This is a genomic window from Streptomyces sp. NPDC058371, from assembly GCF_042723265.1.
Classification (GTDB): Bacteria; Actinomycetota; Actinomycetes; order Streptomycetales; family Streptomycetaceae; genus Streptomyces.
Map to the genome: position 1 here is coordinate 376,694 of NZ_JBHXJC010000006.1, position 16,368 is coordinate 393,061.

Sequence of the window (16,368 nt, forward strand, 5' to 3'; positions counted from 1 at the left end):
TCTGTCAGTGCCGATCCGTAGGCTCGCAATGATGCCCACGACAGATGCAGCGACCAAGGATCACATCGTCCGCAGCGACTCCGCCGAGGATTCCGGCCCCGCCGGAACGGCCGGCCGCACCGACCCGGGTGGTGCCGCCGAAGCCGACGCCGGCCGGGCCGAGCGCCTCGGCGGCACCACCGTACGCAGCCTGTTGCGGCTCTGGCCGTACGTGCGGCCGGTGCGCGCCCGGCTGTTCAGCGCCGCCTTCGTCGCGGTCGTCGCCTCGTGTACGGGTCTGGTGATCCCGCTCGTCCTGAAGTGGCTGGTCGACGGGCCGGTGGCCGACCGGGACACGCGCGGGATCTGGTTCGGGGCGCTGTATCTGCTGCTGCTCGGGTTCGTGGAGGCGGTGCTGTTCGGGCTGCGGCGCTGGCTGGTGGCGCGCCCGCTGTCGCGCGTCGAGGCGTCGATGCGGGCGGATCTGTACCGGCATCTCCAGCGGCTGCCCGTCGCCTTCCACGACCGGTGGCCGTCGGGGCAGTTGCTGTCCCGGGGGACCACGGACCTGATGCTGGTGCGGATGTTCCTCGCCTTTCCGCTGACGTTCCTGCTGGTCAACAGCGTGACCATTCTCGTCGGCATGGTCATCATGCTGCTTCAGCAGTGGAGTCTCGGGCTGGTGCTGCTGGCCCCCGCTCTTCCCGTGATGGTGGTCTGCTGGCTCTTCGAGCGGCGGTACTCGGACGTGGCGCGGCGGGCGCAGGACCAGGTGGGCGATCTGACGACGGTGGTCGAGGAGAGCGTGCTCGGCATCCGCATCATCAAGGGCTTCGGTCGCCATCGCAGTCAGGCCCGCGCCTTCCGGGAGCTGTCCCGGACCCTGCGTGGTACGGAACTGGCCAAGGCCCGCCTCCTCGCGTCCATCTGGGCCGCCATCGTCACCCTGCCCGAAGTCGCCATCGGTGCGGCCCTGGTGCTCGGCACGGTCCAGGTCGCCGACGGCGACCTCTCCGCCGGCACGCTGGTCGCCTTCCTGTCGACGGCGCTCGCCCTGCGGTGGCCCATCGACTCGATCGGCTTCCTGCTGGCCATGAGCCAGGAGGCCGCGACGGCGACCCAGCGCTACTTCGAGGTCATGGACTCGGATCCGGAGTCGGCCGACGGGGTTCCGGGGCGGAAGCCCGAGGCGTCCGGGCCGGAACGCGATACGGCCGACGGGGTTCCCGGCCGGAAGCCCGAGGCATCCGGGCCGGAGCGCGATACGGCCCACAGGGTTCCGCTGCGGAAGCCGGATGCAGAGGCATCCGGGCCGAAGCCGGCACCCCCGGCGGAGCCCGGCATCGACGCCAACTCCGGTGCCGTCACCAGCACCAGCACCAGCACCAGCGGCGCCGGACTCCAGTTCCACGCCGTCCGGTTCCGCTATCCCGACGCCGCCGAGGACACCGCCCCCGTCCTCGACCGCATCGACCTGCACATCCGCCCCGGCGAGACGATGGCCCTGGTGGGCTCGACGGGCACCGGCAAGACCACCCTGACCGCCCTCATCCCCCGTCTCCACGAGGTGACTTCGGGCCGCATCACGCTGGACGGCGAGGACATCACACAGCTGCCCAGGGCCGCGCTCCGCCGGCTCGTCGCCGTCGCCTTCGAGGAGCCCACCCTCTTCTCGGCGAGCGTCGGGGAGAACGTGCTCATGGGCGCCGACGACAGCGCGGGCGCGGCGGAGCTGGAGCGCGCCCTGGCCGTCGCCCAGGCCGACTTCGCGCACGCGCTCCCCGAGGGCACCGCCACCCAGGTGGGCGAACAGGGCCTGAGTCTGTCCGGGGGCCAGCGCCAACGCCTCGCCCTGGCCCGGGCGGTCGTCGGCAGCCCGCGCTTCCTCGTCCTGGACGACCCGCTGTCGGCGCTGGACGTGCACACGGAGGCCGCGGTCGAGGCCGCCCTGCGCCGGGTGCTGGCCCGGACGACGGCGCTGGTGGTGGCGCACCGCCCGTCCACGGTTCTGCTGGCCGACCGGGTGGCGCTGCTCTCCGGCGGCCGGATCGCAGCGGTCGGCACCCATCACGAACTGCTGCGCACGAACGCGGAGTACGCCTGGCTGATGTCGGGCGCCGAAGACACCGAGCATGCCGGTGCCGGTCCCGGCGGCGACTCCGCCGGGACCGCGCACGCCGGCAACCCCACCGAGGAGGACGGCCGATGACGGCGGCGCCCACGACGACCGCGCCGAACAGGGAACCGGACAGGAATCGGGCCGGAGAGCGGGACAAGGGCCGGCCGGCGCGGGAGCCCGCCGAGCACCTCGACTCCTTCGACCGCGACGTCCTGCCCACGCCGCCGGGCGCGACGGCCGCGCTGCTGCGGTCGCTGCTCACCCCGCTCAAGGCGCGCGTCGTCGTGACGACGGCGCTGCTCCTGGTCCAGCAGGCGGCGGTGCAGTTCGGCCCGCTGCTCGTCGCGTACGCCATCGACAGCGCCGTACCGGCGTTCCGGCACGACGACCGGGGCCCGCTGATCGCGGTCGCGGTCGCCTACCTGCTGTGCTCGGTGACCTCCGGAGGCCTGCAGTACGCGTTCATCAAGGCGTCCGCCCGGGTCAATCAGGACGTGCTGCTCGACCTGCGCGGCCGTATCTTCCGGCACGCGCAGGCGCTCAGCATCGACTTCCACGAGCGCTACACCTCGGGCCGGCTGATCTCCCGCTCCACGACGGACGTCGAGTCCCTGCGCGAGTTGCTCAGCGAGGGCCTGCAGGAACTCGTCATGGTCATCCTGTCCTTCGTCTACATCGCGGCGATGCTGCTGTGGCTCGATCTCGGCGTGGGCGCGCTGGCGGTGGCGTCCTTCGTGCCGCTCTATCTCCTCGTGCGCGGCTACCGGCGCCGTGCGGGCCAGGTGTACCGCCTGCGTTCGACCGCGATCGCCGCCGTCATCGTGAAGTTCGCGGAGACGATGAACGGGATCAGGCCAGTGCGCGCGTTCCGCCGCGAGGCCGCCAACGACGCCGACTTCCGGGTGCTCAACGAGCGCCACGAGCGGACGAACGGCGACGCCCTGCTGGAGATGGCCCGCTATGTCATCTGCTCCCGGCTGGTCGCCAACACGGCGGTCGCGGGGATCGTGCTGTGGGGCGCGTACCGGGTCGCGTCCGGGTCGCTGGAGCTGGGCGTCCTCGCGGCCGCGGTGCTCTACCTGCGCCGTCTGTACGACCCCATCGACCGGCTCGGCATGTTCCTCAACTCCTATCAGTCGGCGGCGGCTTCACTGGAGAAGATCGCGGGCCTGCTCGCCCAGACGCCGACGGTCCCGGAGCCCTCGGCGCCCCGGGAGCTGCCGGCGCCGACGTCGCGGCAGCCCGGCCGCGAGGTCGTCTTCGACGGGGTCCGCTTCGCCTACCGCACCGGCGGCGAGGTCCTCCCCCGCTTCGACCTCACCCTGCCCGCCGGGCAGACGGTCGCCGTGGTCGGCTCGACCGGCGCCGGCAAGTCGACTCTGGCCAAACTGCTGGCCCGCTTCTACGACCCCTCCGACGGCCGGATCCTGCTCGACGGGGTCGATCTGCGCAACCTCTCGAACCCCGAACTGCGCCGCGGTGTGGTGATGGTGACCCAGGAGGCGTTCCTGTTCTCCGGCACGGTCGCCGAGAACATCGCGATCGGCCGCCCCGACGCCCCGCGCGAGGAGATCGAACAGGCCGCGAAGGCGATCGGCGCGCACGATTTCATCAGCGCCCTGCCCGACGGCTACGACACTGACGTCCGCAAGCGGGGCGGCCGTATCTCCGCAGGTCAGCGTCAACTCGTGGCGTTCGCGCGGGCGTTGCTCGCCGACCCCGCCGTGCTGATCCTGGACGAGGCGACCAGCTCCCTCGACATCCCCGGGGAACGGGCCGTCCAGCGCGCGATGTCGACCGTCCTGCACGGCCGCACGGCCGTGGTGATCGCCCACCGGCTCTCCACGGTGGAGATCGCCGACCGGGTGCTGGTCATGGAGCACGGGCGCATCGTCGAGGACGGCACGCCCGACCGGCTCATCGCGGACACCGGAAGGTTCGCCGACCTCCACGAAGCCTGGCGGGAGAGCCTCGCCTGAGACGGGTGGGGCAAAGGTTCGTCCACGCTCCGACAAAGAGTTCGTATACCGAACATGACCATCCGGACAACGGACCGTTTCCGGCCAATTTCTTGATGCGCTCCTGACAGACAGCGCAATCTGCTGCCACTCTTCCCTCGGTCACTCCACAGCAACCCCACAGCCCCACCGCTGTGCCGTGACGCAACCTCCTGTGCACCTGGTTCCGCGTACCGCCCTGTTCTGCCCGGACGGGACACCCATCGTCCGGCTCCCCTGGCCGCGCGACCCGCGGCCACGCAGAAGGAGCTCAGTGTTGAGAAGCAGCACCTCCCACAGACGCACCTCCGACTCGATGCGCCGTCGCGGCACGGCCGTCGCTCTCGTCGGCGTCAGCGCCCTGCTCGCAGCGGCCGTCCAGTCGGGCGCCGCTAACGCGGCCCCGGCCAAGGCGCCCTCCGGCAAGGTCAATCCCGGCGCCGTCGCCGTACAGCTCACGCCCTCGCAGCGCGCCGAGCTGATACGTGACGCCAACACCGCCAAGGCGGACACCGCCAAGGACCTGGGCCTCGGGGCCAAGGAGAAGCTCGTCGCCCGCGATGCCATCAAGGACGCGGACGGCACGGTCCACACGCGGTACGAGCGCACGTACGACGGCCTTCCGGTGCTCGGCGGCGACCTGGTGGTCGACACCGCGAAGTCCGGGAAGACCAAGGGAGTCGTCAAGGCGACCAAGGCCACCATCAAGGTCGCCTCCCTGAAGCCCGCCATCGCCGCCTCGAAGGCGGAGAAGCAGGCCCTGTCGGCCGCCAAGGACGCCGGTTCCAAGAAGACCGCGGCCGACCGGGCGCCCCGCAAGGTGGTCTGGGCGGCCAACGGCAAGCCCACCCTCGCCTACGAGACGGTCGTCGGCGGTCTCCAGGACGACGGCACCCCGAACGAGCTGCACGTCATCACGGATGCGGCCACCGGCAAGAAGCTCTACGAGTACCAGGGCATCGAGACCGGCACCGGCAACACCCAGTACAGCGGCACGGTGCCGCTGACCACCACGGTCTCGGGCACCACGTACACGCTGAACGACGGCGCGCGCGGCGGCCACAAGACGTACAACCTGAACCACGGCACGTCCGGCACCGGCACGCTGTTCTCCCAGACCAACGACACCTGGGGCAACGGCACCACGTCGAACGCCGCCACCGCGGGCGCCGACGCGCACTACGGTGCCGCCACGACCTGGGACTTCTACAAGAACACGTTCGGGCGCAGCGGCATCAAGAACAACGGCGTGGGAGCGTACTCGCGCGTCCACTACGGCAACGCGTACGTCAACGCGTTCTGGGACGACAGCTGCTTCTGCATGACGTACGGCGACGGGACCGGCAACGCCGACCCGCTGACCTCGCTGGACGTGGCCGGCCACGAGATGAGCCACGGCGTCACCTCCAACACCGCGGGCCTGAACTACTCCGGCGAGTCCGGCGGGCTCAACGAGGCGACCTCCGACATCTTCGGCACCGGCGTCGAGTTCTTCGCCAACAACAGCAGCGACGTCGGCGACTACCTCATCGGCGAGAAGATCGACATCAACGGCGACGGCACCCCGCTGCGCTACCAGGACAAGCCCAGCAAGGACGGCGCGTCCAAGGACAGCTGGTACTCCGGTATCGGCTCGATCGACGTCCACTACTCCTCGGGCCCGGCGAACCACTTCTTCTACCTGCTGTCCGAGGGCAGCGGCGCGAAGGTGATCAACGGCGTCAGCTACAACTCGCCGACCTCCGACGGCCTTCCGGTCACCGGCATCGGCCGCGACAAGGCCCTGCAGATCTGGTACCGGGCCCTCACCACCAAGTTCACCTCGACCACCAACTACGCGGCGGCCCGCACCGGCACCCTCGCGGCGGCCGGTGAGCTGTACGGCACGACGGGCGCCGAGTACAAGGCGGTGCAGGACGCATGGGCGGCCGTCGCCGTCGGCGCCCGCTCGGGCGGCGGCACACCCGGCGGCACGTCGTTCGAGAACACGGCGGACGTATCGATTCCGGACAACGGCGCGGCCGTCACCTCGTCGGTCGCCGTCACCGGCCGTACCGGCAACGCGCCGTCGAACCTCGCGGTCGCGGTGGACATCGTGCACACCTGGCGCGGTGACCTGGTCATCGACCTGGTGGCCCCGGACGGCTCGACGTACCGGCTGAAGAACTTCAGCTCCTCCGACTCGGCGGACAACGTGAACGAGACCTACACGGTCAACGCGTCCACCGAAGTCGCCAACGGCACCTGGAAGTTGAAGGTCCAGGACCAGGCGGCACAGGACACCGGCTACATCAACAGCTGGAAGCTGACCTTCCCGTAAACCGCGGGCCGGATCACGCCACAGGACAGGGCGCCGTCCCGGAGGTTCAACTCCCCGGGGCGGCGCCCTCTTTGCCCGGCCCTGACCTCGCCTTTGTTGGCCCTTGATCAAGATCTGTTCCGCATTGCGCACAGTGATCTTCATCCAACGGACGCTTTTCAGCCAAGATTTCGTTGCGGTCCTGACATGTACGCGCCCCGAGTGGCACTCTTCCACCGCACGGATCACCCGCACCGCACCTTGCGCCGCACGGCCACCCCACGCCGCGCGGTCGCCCCCACATAAGGAGCTTGCGTGACCTCCCTCTACGCGCGTCACAAGCGCACCACTCTGGCCATCGCCACCGCCGTCGCGGCCGGAGCCCTCCTGACCACCGGTCTGACCACCGGTGCATCCGCGCAGACCCCGGCGTCCCCCGCCGGCTCGGCCACCCTCGCCGGTGCCCCGCTCCAGCTCTCCGCGGCGGCGCGCACGAGCCTGATCCAGAAGGCCGAGGCCGCCGCGCCGGCGACGGCCAAGGAGATAGGCCTCGGCGCCAAGGAGAAGCTCGTCGTCAGAGACGTCGTGAAGGACGCGGACGGCACGGTCCACACGCGGTACGAGCGCACGTACAACGGACTTCCGGTCCTCGGCGGCGACCTGGTCGTCCACGAGACCAAGGCAGGCAAGACCGAGGGCGTCACCAAGTCGACGAAGGCCGCCATCAAGGTGGCTTCCCTGAAGCCGGCCGTGACCGCCTCCAAGGCCGAGAAGCAGGCCGTGAAGGCCGCGCAGACCGCCGGCTCGGAGAAGACCACGGCCGACCAGGCACCCCGCAAGGTGATCTGGGCCGCGGACGGCAAGCCCACCCTCGCCTACGAGACGGTCGTCGGCGGTCTCCAGGACGACGGCACCCCGAACGAGCTGCACGTCATCACCGACGCGGCCACCGGCAAGAAGCTCTTCGAGTACCAGGGCATCGAGACCGGCACCGGCAAGAGCCTCTACTCGGGCACGGTCACGCTCTCCACCACCAAGTCGGGCACGACGTACCAGCTGACCGACGGCACGCGCGGCGGTCACAAGACGTACAACCTCGCCCACGGCACGTCCGGCACCGGCACCCTGTTCACCGACGCGGACGACGTCTGGGGCACCGGCGCGGCGTCCAGCTCCACCACCGACCAGACCGCCGCCGCCGACGCCGCCTACGGCGCCCAGGAGACCTGGGACTTCTACAAGAACACGTTCGGTCGCAGCGGCATCAAGAACAACGGCGTCGCCGCCTACTCGCGCGTCCACTACGGCAACGCGTACGTCAACGCGTTCTGGGACGACAGCTGCTTCTGCATGACGTACGGCGACGGGTCGAGCAACACCCACCCGCTGACGTCCCTGGACGTGGCCGGCCACGAGATGAGCCACGGCGTCACCTCCAACACCGCGGGCCTGAACTACTCCGGCGAGTCCGGCGGCCTGAACGAGGCGACCTCCGACATCTTCGGCACCGGCGTCGAGTTCTACGCCAACAACGCCAGCGACGTCGGCGACTACCTCATCGGCGAGAAGATCAACATCAACGGCAACGGCACCCCGCTGCGCTACATGGACAAGCCCAGCAAGGACGGCGGCTCGGCCGACTCCTGGTCCTCGACGGTCGGCAACAAGGACGTGCACTACTCGTCCGGCGTCGCCAACCACTTCTTCTACCTGCTGAGCGAGGGCAGCGGCGCCAAGACGATCAACGGCGTCAGCTACAACTCCCCGACGTCCAACGGCTCCACGGTCACCGGCATCGGCCGCGCCAAGGCGCTGCAGATCTGGTACAAGGCGCTGACGACGTACTTCACGTCGACGACCAAGTACGCGGCCGCCCGTACGGGCACGCTCTCCGCGGCCTCGGCGCTGTACGGCTCCACCAGCGCGGAGTACAAGGCGGTCCAGGCGGCCTGGAGCGCCGTCAATGTGAACTAGTACCCGCGCAGTACTCGTGAGGCGGCACCCGGAGAGTGGGCGACTCCGGGTGCCGCCCTACGCTGTGCCCCATGCCCTTCACCTACGAGGACGTGGGCGCGACCCGCGAGGACCGCTGCCCGCCCGGCTTCCACCGCCTGCACGTCCGAAGCCGGATCGGCGAGGGCGAGGACGTCTTCCGCAGGGCCTCCCGGGCGCTGCTGACCTGGGAGCTCCACCGGGCCGTGGGGGTGGCCATCTCCGCCGACGCGGACACGGCCGCTCCCGGGGTCGACGTCACCGTCGGCCTCGGCCCGATCAAGGCCCCCTGCCGCGTCGTCTGGACCACCGAGGAGCCCCGCCGGGCCGGCTGGGCCTACGGCACCCTGCCCGGCCACCCGGAGTGCGGCGAGGAGGCCTTCGTGGTCGACCGCACCGGCGACGGCACGGTCTGGCTGACCGTGACCGCCTTCAGCCGGCCGGCCAAGTGGTACACCCGCGCGGGCGGCCCGGCGGCCCGCGGTCTCCAGCACGCCTACGCACAGCGCTGCGGAGTGGTGCTGCGCCGGCTGTGCGCGGGCCTGGGGGAGGACTAGGCCCTGTCGTAGGCCCTGTCCGGCCCGCAACTCTGCGCGGGCCGGAAGGACCAGAAGGTCGCGGCCGACGGCCTCGACCTCACCGCATGAGCACCCCCGCGCCCTCCCCCGTCTCCTCCGAGGGGACCGCCACCAGCCCCAACTCCGCGCCCGACGCCAGCAGGCGGTGGGTCGGCAGGATGCGGACGGTGTAGCCGAACGGGCCGGTGCGGTCGAGGGACAGCGGGCCCTCGTACACCCAGCGGCCCTCCAGGTCCGGGCCGCCCGCCGGTTTCAGCGGGACCGTCGTCGCGTCCGCGATCCGGTCCTCCGCGTCGACCCGGCCGGCGACCGCCTGCACCTCGACGTCGTCGGGGACGAGGTCGGCGAGAGCGACCCGGACGCGGAGGTTGAGCGTGGTGCCGAGTTCGGCCTTCGTGGTCGCCGCCGAGGCCTCCACGTGATCGACCGTGACCCGGGGCCAGGCCGCCCGGACGCGGGACTTCCAGCCGGCCAGGTCCCGGGCGGTGTCCGGCGTCAGGGCGCGGTGCGCGCGCGCCGCCGGGGTGTACAGCCGCTCCACGTACTCGCGGACCATGCGGCCCGCGAGCACCTTGGGGCCCAGATGCGTCAGGGTCTGGCGGACCATTTCGATCCAGCGGTCGGGCAGACCGCCCCGGCCCCGCTCGTAGAAGCGGGGAGCGACCCGCTGCTCCAGCAGGTCGTACAGGGCCGAGGCCTCCAGGTCGTCGCGCCGGTCGTCGTCGGTCGCCGTACCGTCCGCCGTGGGGATCGACCAGCCGAAGTCCGGCTGGAACCACTCGTCCCACCAGCCGTCCAGGACCGACAGATTGAGGCAGCCGTTCAGCGCGGCCTTCATACCGCTGGTGCCGCAGGCCTCCAGCGGTCGCAGCGGATTGTTCAGCCAGATGTCACAGCCGGGGTAGAGCTTCTGCGCCATCGCCATTCCGTAGTCGGGCAGGAAGACGATGCGGTGGCGTACGCGCGGGTCGTCGGCGAACCGCACCAGCTCCTGCACCAGGCGTTTGCCGCCGTCGTCCGCGGGGTGCGCCTTCCCTGCGACGACGATCTGGATCGGCCGCTCCGCGTGCAGCAGCAGATCCATCAGCCGGTCCCGGTCCCGCAGCATCAGCGTGAGCCGCTTGTACGAGGGGACCCGGCGGGCGAAGCCGATGGTCAGGACGTCAGGATCCAGTACGCCGTCGATCCAGCCGAGTTCGGCGGTGCCCGCCCCGCGCTGGCGCCAGGAGGCGTGCAGCCGTCGGCGCACCTCGACGACCAGCTGTTCGCGCAGGACGCGTCGCAGATCCCAGATCTCCCCGTCGGCGATGTCGGCCACCGCGTCCCAGCGGTCCGAGCCGCCGACGGTGAGCGCGTCCTCGGTGCGCTGCGCGCCGATCTGCCGGGCGCCGAGCCGGAAGACCTCGGGGGCCACCCAGGTGGGCGCGTGCACGCCGTTGGTCACCGAGGTGATCGGGACCTCGTCCGGGTCGAAGCCCGGCCACAGGCCGGAGAACATCTCCCGGCTGACGTGGCCGTGCAGCAGCGACACGCCGTTGGCCCGCTGGCCCAGCCGCAGGCCCATCACCGCCATGTTGAAGAGGTTCGGCTCCCCGCCGGGGTACGTCTCCATCCCCAGGCCCAGGATCCGCTCCACGTCGATCCGGGGCAGCTCCGCCTGGGGGCCGAAGTGGTGGGCCACCAGTTCCCGGTCGAAGCGGTCGATGCCCGCGGGCACCGGGGTGTGGGTGGTGAAGACGGTGCCCGCGCGGACCGCTTCGAGCCCGGCGTCGAAGTCGAGGCCGGCGTCGCACAGCTCGGCGATGCGCTCCAGGCCGAGGAACCCCGCGTGCCCCTCGTTCGTGTGGAAGACCTCGGGCTGCGGGTGGCCGGTGAGCCGGCAGTACGTCCGTACCGCGCGCACCCCTCCTATGCCCAACAGCATCTCCTGCAGCAGACGGTGTTCGCTGCCGCCGCCGTACAGCCGGTCGGTCACGGCCCGTTCGCCGAGGTCGTTCTCCTCGACGTCGGAGTCGAGCATGAGGAGCGGGACGCGGCCGACCTGGGCCAGCCAGATCCGGGCCCGCAGCAGACTGCCGCCGGGCAGCGCGAGCGACACCTGGGCGGGGGTGCCGTCGGGCTCGCGCAGCTGGACCAGCGGCAGCTCGTTCGGGTCGAGGACCGGATAGTGCTCCTGCTGCCAGCCGTCCCGGGACAGCGACTGGCGGAAGTATCCGTGCCGGTACAGCAGTCCGACGCCGATCAGCGGGACGCCGAGATCGCTGGCGGCCTTCAGATGGTCACCGGCGAGGATGCCGAGGCCGCCGGAGTACTGGGGCAGCGCGGCCGTGACACCGAACTCGGGCGAGAAATAGGCGATGGCGGCGGGCAGCTCCGCCGACTGCGCCTGGTACCAGCGCTCGCCGGTCACATAGTCGCGCAGGTCGTCGGCGACGGCGGCCAGCCGGCGCAGAAAGCGGGGGTCCTCGGCGAGCTCGGCGAGGCGCGCGGTCGACACGCTGCCGAGCAGCCGTACGGGGTCGCCGTCCGACGCGGCCCAGTGCTCGGGGTCCACGGAATGGAAGAGATCACGGGTCTCCGCATGCCATGACCAGCGCAGGTTGCGCGCCAGGTCACTGAGCGGGTGAAGGGCTTCGGGGAGAACGGGTCGAACGGTGAACCTGCGGATTGCCTTCACGAGTTCCACCTTCACGGAGGACTTACGCGGCCAGGGCCTGTCGCGGTCGCGGGGCAGGCGCCAGTGTGACGACAGGGCCATAGGGACGCACGCCTGTGTGCGCCCTCGTCACCCACGACGGTAGCGGGAGGGTGCCCCCACAACCACGGCGCATGGCGGGGCACGCGCTCGGCGCCCGCGCCGACCGGCCGACTTCGGCGTGAATTCGCCGCAACCATCCCAGCCGCCCCACGGAGCGGTATGGCCGATTCCGCCCTCCTGTGCGGCCTTGTGGCGCTTCGCACCCCACGAGAGGCTTCCCAGTGGCGTACCGGCCGGCCTCGATCACCACGGGGGGACTCCGGCCCCGGTAGGCCGGGGGTTGAGGAGGGGAACTCACGACATGCCACAGACGCGGACCTGGCGTCCGCGCTGGGCGGGGGGTCTCACCGCGGTCACCACGGCCGCGGTGCTTTCGGCCATCACCCTGCCCGCGCACGCCGTCGCCCCGCAGGGGCGGATACTCGGCGCCGGTGATCCCGGTTCCGTCGGCGGAAGTTACATCGTCACGCTCAAGGGGGGCACGAAGGTCCCCTCGGCGGCCGGCCGGAGCGTCGCCGAGGAGTATGGGGCGAAAATCAGCCACACGTACGGCACTGCTCTCAACGGGTACGCGGTGCGGGCCGACGAGACCCGGGCCCGGCAGCTCGCGGCGGACTCCCGCGTCACCTCGGTCGTCCAGGACACCGCCGTCGGCCTCGACAGCCGCCAGCAGAACCCGCCGTCCTGGGGGCTCGACCGGATCGACCGGCCGAACCTGCCGCTGGACCGCGGCTACACCTCGCCCCGGCCGGCGGGCGCCGGCGTCACCGCGTACGTCATCGACACCGGCATCCGGATCACGCACCGGGACTTCGGCGGCCGGGCGCGCTACGGCTGGGACTTCGTCGACAACGACCACACGGCCAAGGACGGCAACGGTCACGGCACCCATGTCGCCGCCACCCTCGCCGGGACGAGATACGGCGTCGCCAAGAAGACCGACGTCGTGGCCGTCCGTGTCCTCGACGACGCCGGGGGCGGTACGACGGCGCAGGTCATCGCGGGCATCGACTGGGTGACCAAGCACGCGAAGAAGCCGGCCGTGGCGAATCTGAGCGTGGGCGGGTACGCCAACGCCCAGCTGGACGCTGCCGTACGCAACTCCATCGCCTCCGGCGTCACCTACGCCGTGGCGGCCGGCAACGATGCAGTTCCGGCCAGTTTGTACTCCCCCGCCCGCGTCAGGGAAGCCCTCACCGTCGGTGCGACCGACCAGGCGGACGCCCGGGCGGGCTTCTCCAACTACGGTGCCCGCCTGGACCTGTTCGCTCCCGGCGTAGCGATCACCTCGGCGTCCTCGCTGAGCGACACCGGCACGGCGACCATGTCCGGTACGTCGATGGCATCACCGCACGTCGCGGGCGCGGCGGCGCTGTATCTGGCCGGTCACAGGAAGGCCTCACCGGCGCAGGTGAGCCGGGCGCTCGGCCGGCAGGCGGCCGCCGGAAAGGTCACCCGGGCCGGTCCCGGCTCACCGAACAGACTGCTGCAGGTCAACAACCCCTAGGGGTTACGGGACAGCAGGCCCCGGGCGCGCGCCGGGGCACGGGCCGGCCTCGTCCGCTCGAGGACGAGGCCGGTCTTGTGTGTAGACATACGCGTGAGTAGTTAACAAAGTGCCGGATTGCTCACCCGAATAGGGTGGGAAGGCTCCTCCGGTACGCCCCGCAGGACCCACCTCTCCACACCCTCATCCGCCCACCCACGTTGACGCGGACAGGAGCGGTCATGCCCGCCACGCACCACACGTCGGCACCCCCGACGCCCAGCACCTCCGACACGACCTCCATACCCAGGGTCGATTCCGGTCCGCCCACCCCACGGCCACCCACCGCGGGCGATCCGGCCGGCATCGGGCGCATCCCGGTGCTCGACGTGCGCCCACGCGTCACCGAGGGGCGCCGCCCCGCGAAGGCGGTGCCGGGCGAGCCGTTCGAGATCTCGGCCACGGTCTTCCGCGAGGGCCATGACGCGGTCGCCGCCAATGTCGTCCTCACGGATCCCCGGGGCCGCACCGGCCCCTGGACCCCGATGCGTGAACTGGCCCCCGGCACGGACCGCTGGGGCGCCACCGTCGCCGTACCGACCGAAGGCCGCTGGACGTACACGGTGGAGGCGTGGGGCGATCCGGTGACCACCTGGCGGCACCACGCGGGGATCAAGATCCCGGCCGGGATGGACACCGAGATGGTCCTGGAAGAGGGGGCGCGGCTGTACGAACGGGCCGCCGCCGGCGTACCGAAGAGCAAGGGCAGGCGGGACGTCGTGCTCGCCGCCGTGGACGCGTTGCGCGACGCCGGGCGTCCCGCCGCGGCCCGGCTCGCCGCCGCCCTCACCCCCGAGGTCGACAAGGTCCTCGCCCGCCATCCGCTGCGCGAACTGATCACGTCCGCCGAGCCGTTGCCCCTGGTGGTGGAGCGCGAGCGGGCGCTGTACGGGGCGTGGTACGAGTTCTTCCCGCGCTCCGAGGGAGCCGTGGTCCGCGAGAACCGGCCACCGGTCAGCGGCACGTTCCGCACCGCCGCCGAACGTCTTCCGGCCATCGCGGAGATGGGCTTCGACGTCGTCTACCTGCCGCCGATCCACCCCATCGGCGGCACGTTCCGCAAGGGCCCCAACAACACGCTGTCCGCGGGCCCCCACGACGTCGGTGTGCCCTGGGCGATCGGCTCTCCGGAGGGCGGGCACGACGCCGTCCACCCGGATCTGGGCACGATCGACGACTTCGACGCCTTCGTACGGCGGGCGGCGGCCCTGGACCTCGAAGTGGCCCTGGACTTCGCCCTCCAGTGCTCCCCCGACCACCCGTGGGTGGAGAAGCATCCGGAGTGGTTCCACCACCGGCCCGACGGGACGATCGCCTACGCGGAGAACCCGCCGAAGAAGTACCAGGACATCTACCCGATCGCCTTCGACCGGGACATGCCCGGGCTGATCGAGGAGACCCTGCGGGTCCTGCGGCACTGGATGGATCACGGGGTGCGGATCTTCCGGGTGGACAATCCGCACACGAAACCGGTGGTGTTCTGGGAGCGGGTCATCGCGGACATCAACCGCACGGACCCGGACGTGATCTTCCTGGCCGAGGCCTTCACCCGGCCCGCGATGATGCACACGCTCGGGGCGATCGGTTTCCAGCAGTCGTACACGTACTTCACCTGGCGCAACACCAAGGAAGAGCTGACCGACTACCTCACCGAGCTGTCGGGCGAGGCGGCCTCGTACATGCGGCCCAATTTCTTCGTCAACACCCCTGACATCCTGCACGAGTTCCTGCAACAGGGCGGCCGGCCGGCCTTCGAGCTGCGCGCGGTGCTCGCGGCGACGCTCTCGCCGGCCTGGGGTGTGTACGCCGGGTACGAGCTCTGCGAGAACACGCCCGTCCGGGACGGCAGCGAGGAGTACCTGAACTCCGAGAAGTACCAACTGCGCCCGCGTGACTGGGCGTCGGCCGAGCGGGAGGGCCGGAGCATCGCGCCCCTGCTGACCGCACTCAACACGATCAGGCGCCGCAGTCCCGCCCTGCGGCAACTGCGTGACCTGCACTTCCATCAGACGGACAAGGAAGCCGTGATCGCCTACTCGAAACGCCGGGGATCGAACACGGTTCTGGTGGTGGCGAACCTCGACCCTCACCACACCCAGGAGGCCACGGTCTCGTTGGACATGCCGCAACTCGGCCTGGACTGGCACGAGTCCGTGCCGGTGCGCGACGAGCTCACCGGCGAGACCTACCACTGGGGCAGGGCCAACTATGTGCGTCTTGAGCCGGGTCAGCGGCCGGCGCACATCCTCACCGTCCTGCGACCGTCCTCACCGCAGATCGGAGGGTCACCCACCACATGATCGTCAACGAGCCCGTCCCGGACACCTTCGAGGACACCCCCGCCAAGGACCGCGACCCCGAATGGTTCAAACGAGCCGTCTTCTACGAGGTCCTGGTCCGCTCCTTCCAGGACAGCAACGGCGATGGCGTCGGCGACCTCAAGGGCCTCACCGCAAAACTCGACTACCTGCAATGGCTCGGCGTCGACTGCCTGTGGCTGCCCCCCTTCTTCAAATCCCCCCTGCGCGACGGCGGATACGACGTCTCCGACTACACCGCCGTCCTGCCCGAATTCGGTGACCTCGCCGACTTCGTCGAATTCGTGGACGCCGCCCACCAACGCGGCATGCGCGTCATCATCGACTTCGTCATGAACCACACCAGCGACCAGCACCCGTGGTTCCAGGAATCCCGCAACAACCCCGACGGCCCCTACGGCGACTACTACGTCTGGGCCGACGACGACAAGCAGTACCAGGACGCCCGCATCATCTTCGTCGACACCGAAGCCTCCAACTGGACCTTCGACCCCGTCCGCAAGCAGTACTACTGGCACCGCTTCTTCTCCCACCAGCCGGACCTCAACTACGAGAACCCGGCCGTGCAGGAGGAGATCATCTCCGCGCTGCGGTTCTGGCTGGACCTGGGGATCGACGGTTTCCGGCTGGACGCGGTCCCGTACCTGTACCAGGTCGAGGGAACCAACTGCGAAAACCTTCCGGCTACGCACGAGTTCCTCAAGCGGGTGCGCAAGGAGATCGACGCGCACTACCCGGACACCGTGCTGCTGGCCGAGGCGAACCAGTGGCCCGAGGACGTC

9 protein-coding genes are annotated in these 16,368 nt (G+C 70.6%); 8 read left to right on the top strand and 1 reads right to left on the bottom strand.

Features of this window, described 5'->3' with window-relative positions; genetic code table 11:
• Window positions 1-31: 31 nt before the first annotated feature.
• From ACFWM2_RS21280 to ACFWM2_RS21300, 5 genes are all read left to right on the top strand, one after another.
• Window positions 32-2,188 (top strand): ABC transporter ATP-binding protein, encoded by a 2,157-nt coding sequence (locus tag ACFWM2_RS21280; RefSeq protein ID WP_383281952.1) that lies wholly within the window; start codon window positions 32-34, stop codon window positions 2,186-2,188.
• Entirely contained in the window at window positions 2,185-4,077 is a 1,893-nt protein-coding gene (locus ACFWM2_RS21285; protein WP_383281955.1) for an ABC transporter ATP-binding protein, read from the top strand. Before ACFWM2_RS21280 ends, ACFWM2_RS21285 begins: the two co-directional genes overlap by 4 nt.
• A 295-nt stretch (window positions 4,078-4,372) precedes the next feature.
• Window positions 4,373-6,415, top strand: coding sequence for a M4 family metallopeptidase (locus ACFWM2_RS21290; protein WP_383281958.1), 2,043 nt, complete (start codon window positions 4,373-4,375; stop codon window positions 6,413-6,415).
• Window positions 6,416-6,709: 294 nt separating this feature from the next.
• Window positions 6,710-8,368 (top strand): M4 family metallopeptidase, encoded by a 1,659-nt coding sequence (locus tag ACFWM2_RS21295; protein WP_383281961.1) that lies wholly within the window; start codon window positions 6,710-6,712, stop codon window positions 8,366-8,368.
• A gap of 71 nt (window positions 8,369-8,439) precedes the next feature.
• On the top strand, window positions 8,440-8,943 hold the full coding sequence (locus ACFWM2_RS21300; RefSeq protein ID WP_383281964.1) for a DUF1990 family protein: 504 nt from the start codon (window positions 8,440-8,442) through the stop codon (window positions 8,941-8,943).
• Window positions 8,944-9,022: 79 nt separating this feature from the next.
• Here ACFWM2_RS21300 and glgP read toward each other — a convergent pair whose 3' ends face one another.
• Window positions 9,023-11,641, bottom strand: a complete 2,619-nt coding sequence (gene glgP, locus ACFWM2_RS21305) for an alpha-glucan family phosphorylase (RefSeq protein WP_383281967.1) — start codon at window positions 11,639-11,641, stop codon at window positions 9,023-9,025.
• Window positions 11,642-12,023: 382 nt separating this feature from the next.
• Here glgP and ACFWM2_RS21310 point away from each other — a divergent pair, with 382 nt between their 5' ends.
• From ACFWM2_RS21310 to ACFWM2_RS21320, 3 genes are all read left to right on the top strand, one after another.
• Window positions 12,024-13,229: a S8 family peptidase gene (locus ACFWM2_RS21310; RefSeq protein ID WP_383281970.1), complete on the top strand. Its 1,206-nt coding sequence runs from the start codon at window positions 12,024-12,026 to the stop codon at window positions 13,227-13,229.
• 221 nt (window positions 13,230-13,450) lie between these two features.
• Window positions 13,451-15,568: an alpha-1,4-glucan--maltose-1-phosphate maltosyltransferase gene (locus ACFWM2_RS21315; RefSeq protein WP_383281973.1), complete on the top strand. Its 2,118-nt coding sequence runs from the start codon at window positions 13,451-13,453 to the stop codon at window positions 15,566-15,568.
• A partial coding sequence (locus ACFWM2_RS21320; protein WP_383281976.1) for an alpha-amylase family glycosyl hydrolase occupies window positions 15,565-16,368 on the top strand: 804 nt, incomplete at its 3' end. The genes ACFWM2_RS21315 and ACFWM2_RS21320, both read left to right, overlap by 4 nt.